The 11,744-nt window shown below is 63.0% G+C and carries 12 protein-coding genes and 1 tRNA gene; 6 read left to right on the forward strand and 7 right to left on the reverse strand.

Annotated elements, in window-relative coordinates:
• The first annotated feature begins 67 nt into the window (after positions 1-67).
• The 5 genes from V6766_RS01155 to V6766_RS01175 all read left to right on the forward strand — a co-directional run bounded on the left by V6766_RS01155 (position 68) and on the right by V6766_RS01175 (position 5,224).
• Entirely contained in the window at positions 68-2,611 is a 2,544-nt protein-coding gene (locus V6766_RS01155) for a plasma-membrane proton-efflux P-type ATPase (protein WP_448462798.1), read from the forward strand.
• A gap of 70 nt (positions 2,612-2,681) precedes the next feature.
• A complete protein-coding gene (locus V6766_RS01160; RefSeq protein WP_448462801.1) occupies positions 2,682-3,515 on the forward strand; it encodes a polyphosphate kinase 2 family protein in 834 nt (277 codons plus the stop codon).
• A 156-nt stretch (positions 3,516-3,671) separates the two neighbouring features.
• On the forward strand, positions 3,672-3,989 hold the full coding sequence (locus V6766_RS01165) for a hypothetical protein (RefSeq protein WP_448462803.1): 318 nt from the start codon (positions 3,672-3,674) through the stop codon (positions 3,987-3,989).
• Positions 3,990-4,028: 39 nt separating this feature from the next.
• Positions 4,029-4,105: transfer RNA gene (locus V6766_RS01170), tRNA-Pro, on the forward strand.
• Between the two features lie 180 nt (positions 4,106-4,285).
• Positions 4,286-5,224, forward strand: a complete 939-nt coding sequence (locus V6766_RS01175) for a formylglycine-generating enzyme family protein (protein WP_448462805.1) — start codon at positions 4,286-4,288, stop codon at positions 5,222-5,224.
• Positions 5,225-5,234: 10 nt separating this feature from the next.
• Here the strand turns inward: V6766_RS01175 and clcA are convergent, their stop codons facing one another.
• Positions 5,235-6,587, reverse strand: coding sequence for a H(+)/Cl(-) exchange transporter ClcA (gene clcA / locus V6766_RS01180; protein WP_448462807.1), 1,353 nt, complete (start codon positions 6,585-6,587; stop codon positions 5,235-5,237).
• A gap of 231 nt (positions 6,588-6,818) precedes the next feature.
• On the opposite strand from clcA, the gene V6766_RS01185 reads away from it, so the two are divergent.
• Entirely contained in the window at positions 6,819-7,304 is a 486-nt protein-coding gene (locus V6766_RS01185; RefSeq protein WP_448462809.1) for an acyl-CoA thioesterase, read from the forward strand.
• Between the two features lie 69 nt (positions 7,305-7,373).
• Here V6766_RS01185 and V6766_RS01190 read toward each other — a convergent pair whose 3' ends face one another.
• The 6 genes from V6766_RS01190 to V6766_RS01215 all read right to left on the reverse strand — a co-directional run bounded on the left by V6766_RS01190 (position 7,374) and on the right by V6766_RS01215 (position 11,741).
• Positions 7,374-8,021: a BA14K family protein gene (locus tag V6766_RS01190; RefSeq protein ID WP_448462811.1), complete on the reverse strand. Its 648-nt coding sequence runs from the start codon at positions 8,019-8,021 to the stop codon at positions 7,374-7,376.
• Positions 8,022-8,137: 116 nt separating this feature from the next.
• Complete coding sequence (locus V6766_RS01195; protein WP_448463191.1) at positions 8,138-9,169, reverse strand: histone deacetylase family protein; 1,032 nt, start codon at positions 9,167-9,169, stop codon at positions 8,138-8,140.
• 60 nt (positions 9,170-9,229) lie between these two features.
• Positions 9,230-10,099 (reverse strand): sigma-70 family RNA polymerase sigma factor, encoded by an 870-nt coding sequence (locus V6766_RS01200; protein WP_448462813.1) that lies wholly within the window; start codon positions 10,097-10,099, stop codon positions 9,230-9,232.
• Entirely contained in the window at positions 10,096-10,545 is a 450-nt protein-coding gene (locus tag V6766_RS01205; protein ID WP_448462815.1) for a carboxymuconolactone decarboxylase family protein, read from the reverse strand. Before V6766_RS01205 ends, V6766_RS01200 begins: the two co-directional genes overlap by 4 nt.
• A gap of 81 nt (positions 10,546-10,626) precedes the next feature.
• Positions 10,627-11,157 (reverse strand): N-acetyltransferase family protein, encoded by a 531-nt coding sequence (locus tag V6766_RS01210; RefSeq protein WP_448462817.1) that lies wholly within the window; start codon positions 11,155-11,157, stop codon positions 10,627-10,629.
• An 8-nt stretch (positions 11,158-11,165) separates the two neighbouring features.
• The gene (locus V6766_RS01215; RefSeq protein WP_448462819.1) at positions 11,166-11,741 is read right to left on the reverse strand and encodes a helix-turn-helix domain-containing protein; all 576 of its coding nucleotides are present in this window, start codon (positions 11,739-11,741) and stop codon (positions 11,166-11,168) included.
• Positions 11,742-11,744: the final 3 nt, after the last annotated feature.

The following is an 11,744-nucleotide window of genomic DNA, read 5'->3' on the forward strand; positions in this document are numbered from 1 at the left end:
GCGTTCTGTTTCCACTTATGGTGGCGAGACCGTGCGGTTTCGCAAACGCCCTTGCTGGAGTTGGACGATGGCTGATGAAGCGGCAGGAACGGACCTCGAAAACGCGCCGGTCGACGCGGTTGTTGAAAAGCTGAAAACCGATATTGCGTTGGGGCTTTCCGAAGATGAGGCCGCCAGCCGGCTTGCGACCTACGGCCCGAACGCACTTCCGGAGGAAAAGACCAGTCTGGCGCGGCAGATCCTGCGCCACTTCGTCGGTCCGATTGCCTTCATGATCGAGGCGGCCGCTCTGGTCTCGCTTCTGCTCGGCGATAGGGGCGATTTCGTCATCATTTTCGGCCTGCTGCTCTTCAATGCGGGCCTCGAATTCTATCAGGACAGCAAGGCCACCAATGCGCTTGCGGCGCTGAAGAACTCGCTCGCACCCCAGGCAAGCGCGATGCGCGGCGGCGTGGTCAAGACGGTGGATGCCGCGACGCTGGTGCCGGGCGATATCGTCAACATTCATCTCGGCGGCATCGTGCCGGCCGATATCAGGCTGGTGTCCGGCGACTATGCCTCGATCGATCAGGCCGCGCTGACGGGCGAATCGCTGCCGGTTACCAAGAAGGTCGGCGATCTCGCCTATTCCGGAAGCGTGGTGAAGCAGGGGGAGATGGCGGGCGTCGTGATCGCCACCGGCGGCAACACGTTCTTTGGCCGCACCGCCAAGCTTGTGGCGGGCGCCGGCGCCGTCAGCCAGGCGCAGAAGGCGATGTTCCACATCGGCAATTTCCTGATCGTGCTGGCCGTGGTTCTGGCGCTGATCATGGTTGCGGTTCAGGTCTATGTCGACATCGTGAAGGCCGACAATTGGGGCCTTGCCGATGCGCTGGCGATCCTGCAATTCGTGCTCGTGCTGCTGGTCGCCTCGATCCCGGTCGCCATGCCGGCCGTGTTCTCGATCACCATGGCGCTCGGCGCGCTGGCGCTGTCGAAGGAAAAGGCAATCGTCTCGCGGCTCTCCTCGATCGATGAAATGGCCGGCGCCGACATCCTGTGCTCGGACAAGACCGGCACGCTGACCAAGAATATCCTGACGCTCGGCGATCCGATCCCGCTTGATGGCGCCGATGCCGCCGAGATCGTTCTCTTGGGCGCTCTCGCCTCTCGCACGGAGGACAGCGATGCGATCGACGGCGCGGTGATTGCGGCACTGCCGGACAAGGGCGTACTCGGCCAGTACCGGCTGTCGCGGTTCACGCCGTTCGACCCGGTTTCGAAGCGCACGGAGGCTGCCGTTGCCGGGCCGGATGGCACGGCGTTCCTGGTCTCCAAGGGCGCGCCGCACGCGATCGTGGCGCTCTGCGGCGGAGAGAACGCGGCGGCGGTCGATACCCATGTGGCGGCGCTGGGCGAGAAAGGTTACCGCGCGCTCGCCGTGGCGCGCTCGGATGATGACGGGGCGCATTGGCGGCTCCTCGGCATTCTGCCGATGTACGACCCGCCACGCGATGATTCGAAACAGACCATCGACAATGTCCGCGCCAAGGGCGTGACGGTGAAGATGATCACCGGCGACGACACCGCGATCGCGCGCGAAACCGCCCGTCAACTGGGTCTCGGCGCCAACATTCTCGCCGCTGCCGATGTGTTCCCCAAGGACATGGACCCCGACAATGTGCCGGGGCCGATCGCCAACCGCATCCTGACGGCGGACGGTTTTGCGCGCGTGTTTCCCGAGCACAAGTACGCCATCGTCAAGACGTTCCAGAAGAACGGCCATCTGGTGGCGATGACCGGCGACGGCGTCAACGACGCGCCGGCGCTGAAACAGGCCGATTGCGGGATCGCGGTCTCGGGCGCAACCGATGCCGCGCGCGGCGCCGCGGCGCTGATCCTCACGGCATCGGGCCTTTCGGTGATCGAGAACGCCATCGACGAGGCCCGGCGGATTTTCGGGCGGATCACCAGCTACACCGTCTATCGCGTGGCGCTGACCATGACGATCATGTTCCTGGTGGTGCTGTCGACGATCTTCCTCGGTTTCCAGCCGTTGACGCCGATCATGATCGTGCTGATGTCGCTGCTTGACGATATCCCGATCATGACGGTGGCCTATGACAACACCACCGTTTCGGATCAGCCGATCCGCTGGCGGATGCCGCATCTGCTCACGGTCGCGGCCGTGCTCGGTTTCGCTTCGATCGTCCAGTCCTTCGGTCTGTTGCTGATGGGCATGGAGGTGATGTCGGAGCCGGCCCGCTGGCCGGGGCTTGGCATAACGGACACCGCCCATCTGCAATCGATGATGTTCCTGCAGCTTGTCGCCGGCGGTCATCTGCTGCTTCTGGTCGCGCGTAAGGAGAACTGGTTCACGAAGAGACCCTATCCGGCACCTCCGCTGATGATCGCCATGGTCGCCACGCAGCTCGTAGCGGTCCTGATGTGCGGTTTCGGCATTCTGGTGCCGCAAATTCCGTGGCTGCTGATCGGTCTTGTATGGGTCTATCTGATTGCCTGGCTGTTTGTGCTCGGGCTGGTGCGGATCGGCATCGATTATGTGCTCGAAAACCGCAGCGCGCGGCGGGCGATGTCGATCGACGTGGTGAATGAACGCCTGTTCCGCTAGCCAGAATTTGCTGCCGTTTTCGCCGCTCGTGCGTTAGGTTTGATGAAAGCGCAGAGCATGGGAGTATGTCATGGATTTCCGCAAGAAGCTTGCCATCGAGCCCGGCAGCACGGTTTCGCTTGCCGATATCAATCCGGAACAGGATGGCGGGATCGAGAGCAAGGAGGAGGGCAAGGAGAAGCTTTCCGGCATACTGGATGAAATCACGCCGCTGCAGGAAATGCTCTACGCTGAAAAGAAGCATGCGCTGCTGATCGTGCTGCAGGGGATCGATGCCGCCGGCAAGGACGGCGTGTGCTGGCACGTGATTCGCGCCATGAACCCGCAGGGCACCTATGTGGCGAGCTTCAAGCAGCCGACCGAGGTCGAAAAGGCGCATGATTTTCTCTGGCGCGTACATCAGCGCGTGCCGGCAATGGGGCAGGTGGCGGTCTTCAACCGATCGCATTACGAGGACGTGCTGGTGGCGCGTGTGCACAATCTCGTTCCCAAACAGGAATGGTCGAAGCGCTATCACCAGATCAACAATTTCGAGGAGTTCCTGACCGAAAGCGGCGTCACCATCGTCAAGTTCTTCCTCTATATCTCGAAGGATGAACAACTCGAGCGGTTCGAGAAGCGGCTGGAGGACAAGGACCGGCAGTGGAAGATTTCGGCTTCCGATTATGCCGAGCGCGATCGCTGGGACGAGTATATCGAGGCTTATGAGGCGATGCTGTCGCATTGCTCGACGGCCCATGCGCCCTGGTATGTGATACCCGCCAACCGCAAATGGTTCCGCAATCTCGCCGCTGCGGATATCATTCACCGCGCGATGCTCGACATGCAGATCGAGAGCCCGCGACCGACGGTGGATATCGATGAGATTTATCGGCGCTATCATCACGCCGTGCGGGAGGCGTAAGCGCTTTCGAACGGGAGGAAAGCGCGGTGCGGTTGCGCTTCTGACAAGGTGCCCCGACATCGGAGGTCTTTCTAGCGGCGTGATGCTCTTCGGAGAGACAGTGCTTCCTGTCCTTTTTTCTGGTTGAATGCTGTTGTTGGTTGCGTAAAGTGGTAATTGCTTTTTGACGGCTTGCAAGGAGCCGGTTATGCGCATTTTCAAGTGCAAGAAATGCCATCATCATCTTCGATATGGTCGCGACGCCTGTTCGATCTGTTACACACCCTCGCCGATTGCCAACAGGAAATGGGCTCTGCCGGCGATTCTTGTCGTGATCATCGGTTTGGTCGCGGTTCCTATATCTTTCTTCTGATCGATTTTCGTAGCCGGCTGGTGGCGTTCAACCCAAACCGCCTTTCGGGCAAACAATGGCTGGCTGAAAACCTGTCGCGGTTTTTGTGCGCAAAGCCGGTTTTGCCTCTTGCGCCTGCTTGAGCGAAAGTCTAAAGGGAACGGGCCGTCTAGACGGTTGGTCGGGGTGTAGCGCAGCCCGGTAGCGCACTTGACTGGGGGTCAAGGGGTCGTGGGTTCGAATCCCGCCACCCCGACCATTTTAAACAAGAATTTCAGTATATTACCAACTGACTTGGCCCCGACAAATCCTTCTGGTTTGCCGGTTTTGCGATTTTTTACCGTTCTGATGGCTGCGACAACGCGCCGTTGGCAATCGCCACACAAAATTGCTAGACCGGTGGCGATAAAACCGACTTGAGACGACCGGGAGCAGATCAATGAGTGGCAAGGGCAGTTGTTGCGCCGTATCACGGAATGCCGGGACGCCGGCGGGCGAGCCAGCCGCTGTTATTACGGCAACCGGCGGTGAACGCTCCAACGCGATTGCCATACCCGGCGGGCGCAGCCATGTCGGCATTGATAATCCCGCAATCCCGCAGGATGGCGAGGGCCCGGCGCGCTTCGTCAAGCTCAATCCCTTCGCCCTTGAAGCGCAGACCGTGACGAACCGCCGCTTCGCCGAATTCGTCGAGGCGACTGGCTATGTCACCGAGGCTGAGCGCTTTGGCTGGTCGGCGGTGTTTGCTGGCCTGGTCTCGAAAGGCACCGAGGTTACCGGCGGCGCGCCTGACACGCCGTGGTGGTGGCGGATCGACGGCGCCTGCTGGCGTCACCCGGAGGGACCGGGCAGCAGCGTCGCGGAACGTCTCGATCATCCCGTCACCCAGGTTTCCCACGCCGATGCCGTGGCATTCGCCACCTGGGTCGGCGGCAGGCTGCCAAGCGAGGCCGAGTGGGAGCGGGCCGCCCATGGCGGCGTTGTCGGCCGCAAATTCGTCTGGGGCGACGAGGAGCCGACCGACACAAAGATCTTCTGCAATATCTGGCAGGGGCGGTTCCCCGACCACAACACCATGGCCGACGGCTATATGGGCACCGCGCCGGCGCGATCCTTCGAGCCGAACGAGGGCGGGTTCTACAACATGGCCGGCAATGTCTGGGAGTGGACCGCCGATCCCTATCGCATACGCTCGCTCTCCCGCCACGCCAAGCAGCGCAATGCCGCAGCCGTTGCCGCCGACGAGCGCCTGCTCAAGGGCGGCTCGTTCCTTTGCCATTACAGCTATTGCTATCGCTACCGGATCGCCGCGCGCATGGCGTTGACGCCGGACAGCGCCGCCAGCAATGTCGGTTTCCGCGTCGCCTACGACGCTTGAGACACTGGCATCAGCCGAGTTCGCTTTCGGGCCGGTGCGGCATGCGTTCCGGGTGAACGCCGGCCTGCTTCAAAGTCCGCTCCAGCAATTGCTCGTAGATCGGCTGTCCGCCAAGCCAGCGGGCCGCGATATTGGCGGTGACGCAGGTTGCGATCAGCGGCAGCGTCATGGTGTAGGCTCCCGTCAGTTCCAGCGTCAGCGCAACGCCGACCACCGGCGCGCGCACCGAAGCCGAGAACAGACCGCCCATGGCGGCGATGCCGAAGGCGAGGGGGATGGCGGCGCCTTCCGGCAGCAGGCCTTCCAGGATCGTGCCGAAGGCAAGGCCGATCGCGATCGCAAGCGCCAGCATCGGGGCGAAGATGCCGCCGGGCGTGCCGGCGGAATAGCTCACCACCATGGTGGCGAACCGTAGCACCGCGAGCAGCAGCAGCGCGCTCAGCACGACATGGTCGCGGGCAAGCGAGACGATCACATTCTCGCCGCCGGTGACGGCGCGCGGAAACACGATGAACAGCGCCCCGATCGCAAGCCCGATCAGCGCCGGCATCAGGTAGGGAATGCGCTTCTGCATCGCAATGGTGAAACCGGAAACGCTCATCAGGCTGGCGTTCAGCGCCACGCCGACGAAGCCCAGAAGCGCACCGAGAACGATGAAGGCCGGCAGCAGGGCGAGCGCAGGCGTGGCAACCGACATGGCGAAATCCGGCGCCGTTCCGCCGATCACCTCGGTCATCACGGTGGCAAAGAAGGCGGCGACGATCACGCCCATATAGCTGCGGAAGTTATAGGGAAACTGGTTGTGGGTTTCCTCGATGATGAACAGCACGGCGGCGAGCGGCGCGTTGAACGCGCAGGCAAGGCCCGCTGCCGCACCCGCGCCCAGCAGGCCGCGCCTTTCGGTATCGGAAACCTTGAAGAAATCCGTGGTCGCTGCCGCGATCGATGCGCCGATATGGATCGTCGGCCCCTCTCGCCCGAGCACAAGGCCGGATGACAGCGCGCCGATGCCGGTGAGGAACTTGACCGGCAGAACCCGGCGCCAGCGCACATTGCGCAGATTGCTCATCGCGCCTTCGATTTCCTGAACCCCGCTGCCGGCGGCCTCTGGCGCATAGCGGCGCACCACGGCGACCATGGCGACGGTGACGGCCATGGTGATCAGCGCCGCCGCCAGAACAAGCCAGGGCCCGTGCAGAAGACGTCCCAGCGCCTGCGGCCATGTCGAAAGCCGGTCGATCGCGAGATGAAAGAACGACCCGATCGTGCCGGTGACAATGCCTGTCACGGCGGCCATGGCGATGAAACGGGTCTCCGCGCGCCGGTCGCGCCTCTCGAGCGTTGCCTCTTCAGATTCGCTCATCGGGCGCGCACCGCGATCGGGCGGTGGATGAGCAGGGCAGGGTGGCCCGAAGTCGATCTGTGCATGAATGGCCCCTCTTTCTGATTGCACTATGCAGACTGGAAATGTCTTGTCCAGAGCGCCGCCAGCAGCACGCGTCCCCATTCAGCGACATAGTTTGCTGTTGATTGCATTCGGCTTTCGGGCAAGACTCCGGCCCGATCGAAAACGGCCTGCAAAGAGGGGACCTGAATGGACCGCGAACACGATCCAAGCCAGCTTGAAATGGTGGTGCTGATGACGCCGGACATGGCGAATTTTTCCGGCAAGGTGCATGGCGGTGCGCTGCTGAACCTGCTCGATCGCGTGGCCTATTCCTGCGCTGCGCGCTATTCACAGGATTATGCGGTCACGCTGTCGGTGGATCAGGTGACGTTTCGCGAGCCGATCAATGTCGGCGAACTCGTCACCTTCCGGGCCTCGGTGAACTATACCGGCCGCACCTCGATGGAGATCGGCATCAGGGTCGAGGCCGAAGAGGTGCGCAGCGGGCATCGCCGGCACACCAATTCCTGTTATTTCACGATGGTTGCCGTGGACGAACATGGCAAGCCAACACCGATCCCCAAGCTCGATCTCAGCACGCCGGACAAGGAGCGCCGCTTCAAGGAGGCGCAGATGCGTCACCAGCTCCGTCGCGAATATGAAAGCCGATTCAAGGAGTTGAAGGCGGAATAGAGCCCTTCCGGCTCTGGCGCAATAATGCCCCGCGACGGCATGGATCCGGCGCGGGGCATCACCTTCCCCTCAGTAATACGGCGAAACGCACTGCTGCCGCGGCCCGTGATAGGGCTGGTAGGTATTGTCCGAGACGCGGTAGGATTTGTAGTGATCCTCGCACCACTGATAGTGCTTCGGATTGATCGTGGGCGTGGTCGCCGTATTGACGGTGCTGTTGTTGGTTGCCGCCACGACGCCGCCGCCGATCAGCGCGCCTGCCGCAAATGGAACCCAGGCGGTGCCGTTCCAGCCCCAGCCCGGACCATAGGGACCATAGGGCGGACCGTACCAGTAGGGGCCAAGTGCTGCCGGTCCGTCATAGGGGCCCCAATTGGGCGGCGGCGGACCATGCCAGTGCGGCGGCGGCGGGCCGTGCCAATGCGGGGGCGGGCCGCCATGCCAGGGCTGACCATAGGGCGCGCGAACCGGGCCGGGGCCGCGCGGGACGCCGCCATGCGGGCCATTGTGCCAGTAGGGCGGAGGGCCCTGCCAGTGCGGATTGCCGCCGCCGTGAAAGGCCGGTCCATGCGGCGCAAACCCGCCATGGAACCCGCCACCATGAAAACCACCGCCGTGAAAGCCGCCTGCCGGGTGGGCAAGGGCCGCCATCGGCGAAAGAGCAAGCGCCGCCGCCATCGCGAGGGCCACAAGTTTACTGCGTGCAAGTCCGAACATCGCATTCCTCCTGCATCAAGGAGATCATCGCCGTGCAGGCGCCATGATCCTAAACCGCAGGTAGCATCGTCTTGCTGAACGCAAGCTGAATAATCCGGCTTCGGCAGACGAGGCTCTCAGCCGTCCTCCATGCCCAGCAGCACATTCGCGACATTGTGTCCGATCTCGGTGACGCCGTAGCCGCCTTCCATGACGGTGACGATCGGCAGGCCCGATGCCGCCAGCATCGCGCCCATGCGCCGGAAATCGGGCGTGGTCAGCCGGAAGAAGGAGATCGGATCCTTCTCGAACGTATCGACCCCGAGCGAGACCACCAGCGCCTCCGCGCCGAAATCCGTGATCCGCTTCATCGCGCTCTCCAGCGCCGCGCTATAGGCGCTCCACGGCGTGTTGCGGGGCAGCGGGAAGTTGGCATTGAAGCCTTCGCCCCTACCTTTGCCGGTTTCCTCCACATGGCCCCAGAAATAGGGGAAGGCATCGTCCGGATCGCCGTGGATCGAGGCGAAGAAGATATCGTCGCGCTCATAGGTGATGTCCTGCGTGCCATTGCCGTGGTGGAAATCGACGTCGAGGATCGCAACCTTCGCCGCGCCGTGATCGATCAGTCGCTGGGCGGCGATCGCGGCATTGTTCAGGAAACAGTAGCCGCCGAACAGATCGATGCCGGCATGGTGGCCCGGCGGGCGGCAAAGCGCGAAGGCATGGCGATGGCCGGCCGTGACATGGTCGGCCGCCGAGATCGCGCAATCATTGGCGGCGACGGCCGCCCGGTAGGTGCCGTCGGTGATCGAGGTCTCGACCGAATTGGCGTAATAGCCGAGCAGCCCGTCGATATTCTTTGGCGGGCGGGCGTGATAGGAGCGGCGGACAGGCAGTGAAATCGGAATCGCCTCGCTGGTGAAGCCTGCGGCGACCCACCGCTCCCATATGGTTTCCAGAAATTCGAGATAGCCGGCATCGTGAAGCTTGCCCGCCACCGAAAGCCCGTGCGCCTCGGGCGCGACAATGTCCGAAAATCCGCCTTCCTGCAGCGCCGCCAATATCCATTCCGCCCGGAACGGCCCCTCGAACGGCTTCACCAGTTCGCCGCCATGAAGCTCCGTCTTGGCATCGCGGAACTTGTGGTCCTCGGAATAGATAATGCGCATCGTCAAAGCCTTTCCTGTTGGCGTTTTCATAGCGCATCTGGAGGAAAACAGGAATCGCTTTCAGTGGATCATGCCGCCATCAAGGTGCCTGAGCTTGTCGGGATTGCGCATCACATAGATCGCGGCGATCTTCCCGTCGCGGGGCAGGAGCGCGGTAACTTGAAACTCGCCGTCGGCTTCGCGCGTGATGAAGCCGGGCAGGCCGTTGACATAGCATAGCCGCACCAGCGCGCAGCCCTGGTTCCAGGCGATCTCGGCAAGTCTTTTGTGAATGGTGATGATATCCTCGACGCCGGTGACAACCCGGAATGCGGCGGAACGCTTGCCGCCGCCATCGGAGTGGAAGGCGGCATCGGCGGCCAGCATGTCGCGCAAGGCTGCGATATCGCCGCTGCGCGAGGCGGCGTGAAAGGCGCGGGCGAGATCGAGCCCCAACTGGGGTTCAACCGGGAAGCGCGGCGCTTCCTCGCGAACGTGGTCGCGGGCGCGGACCGCAAGCTTGCGGGCTGCTTCCGGGCTGCGCTCCAGCGCGTCGCCGACGGCGGCAAAATCCATTCCGAACACGTCGTGCAGCAGGAAGGCCGCCCGCTCCAGCGGCGACAGCCTTTCGAGCGCCAGCATCAGCGGCAGGGTGAAATCGACTTCCGGCTCCTCCTCGATCGCCGGTTCGGGCAACCAGGGACCGATATAGGTCTCGCGTCGCGTGCGCGCCGATTTCAGCTGGTCGAGGCAGAGCCGGGCAATCATGCGCCGCAGGAATGCCTCGTCCGAGCGCACGGTGTCGTGATCAACCTTCATCCAGCGGATGAAGGCCTCCTGAACTATATCCTCGGCATCGGCGTGGGAGCCGAGCATGCGGTAGGCGATGCGACGCATGAGGGGACGGAACGGCTCAAACCGCTCCGCCGCACTGACGTCACCACGCGTCATGCCGCGGCCTTTGGCTCGAACCACATCTGAAAGCCGACTGCGATGCGGTTCCAGCCATTGATCACATTGATTGCCATGGTCAGGCTCACCTGTTCCTCCGCGCTGAAATGGCGCGCCAGTTCATCATAGATGTCCGCAGGGATCGGCGCCTGTGAAATCCGCGTCAGGGCATCGGTCCAGGCCAGCGCCGCGCGCTCGCGTTCGCTGTAGCACGGCGCCTCCTGCCATGCGGAAAGAAGATAGATGCGCTGCTCGCTCTCGCCTGTCTGGCGGGCATCGATCGTGTGCATGTTGAGGCAGTTGGCGCAGCCATTGATCTGCGAGGCGCGGATTTTGACAAGCTCCAGCAGGCTATGCTCAAGCCGGCCGCTGACGTCGTTGGACAAGGCGTGCCACTGGCGCGCCAGTTCGGGGCCGGCGGCGTAAAAATCTATGCGTGCAGTCATGGGAAACCTCTTTTGATGTGTTGCATCTCCATGACGAGCGGGATTCGCCAAATGTGACATCCCGCCAAAAGAAAAACCGGCTCACATGCGGCTGTCGATCAATCGCTTGTAGAAAAACGTCGTGCCGCAATAATCCCCGTCGGGGTAGAGCGCGTATTCGGGCACAACGCCGACGCGCTGCCAGCCGAGACGGGGATAGATCGCCTCTGCAGCACTTCCGGTCGCGGTGTCGAGCACCATCAGCCAGCGGTCGCGCTTCAGGCATTCCGCCTCCAGCCGCTCCATCAACTGGCGGGCGATGCCCCGGCCGCGCATGTCGCGGCGCACGATCAGCTTCATCACATCGCCACGATGCGGCTGATTGGTCTTGCGCGCAAAGCCGGCCTGCACCGTGCCGACGATATCGTCTCCGTCCGCCGCAACGGCGACCACGGTAAAGCCGTCCGCCACCCCGTCGGCGACGCCCTGCCAGAAGGCGCGGGCCTCTACCGGATCATAGGGTGCCATGAAGCCCATCGAGGCGTTGTCCTCGATGCTGTCGCGCAGGAGTTCGCTGAGCGCCGGGATCGCGGCGACGGCTTCCTCGGCGGAGAGGAATCTGATGGTCGTCATGACGCTCCTTATCGCGTTCGCTCGATGATGACGGCGTAGAGCACGTCGGTGTCGCCGGCATTGGTAAAGCTGTGCGGATCGGCCACCGGCATATAGAGGCAGTCCCCCTTGAACAGGAGATGGGTCTCCTCGCCGATTTCGACCTGCAGCGTCCCGCTCATGATCCAGATATGCTGGCTCAGCCCGTCAGCGCCGTGTTTGGGCGGATAGGAGATGCCGCCGCCGACCGGAAAGCGGATCAGCACGATGTCGACGCCGGAGCCGGTGCCGGATGGCGAGATCGAGCGGCGCGAATAGCCGGTTTCCGGATCGCGCCACACCGGCTGGTCGACCCGGCGCGACAGCGGATCAACGGGCCGGTCGGCATCGGCGAAGAACGCCGACAGCGTGGTGCCGAGCGCGGCGCAAAGCTTCGCCAGAATGAGCGCCGACGGCGAGGCTTCCGCCCGCTCGATCCGCGAGATCATCGCCCGGCTGACGCCGGAGGCTTCCGCCAGCCCATCCAGCGTAAAGCCGCCGGCGGTGCGCAGGCGTCTGAGATTGACGGCAATGGCGTGGTCAAAGGTAAGGTCTAGATTTTCCATGAT

The sequence above is a fragment of the Martelella sp. AMO21009 genome (genome assembly GCF_053484295.1).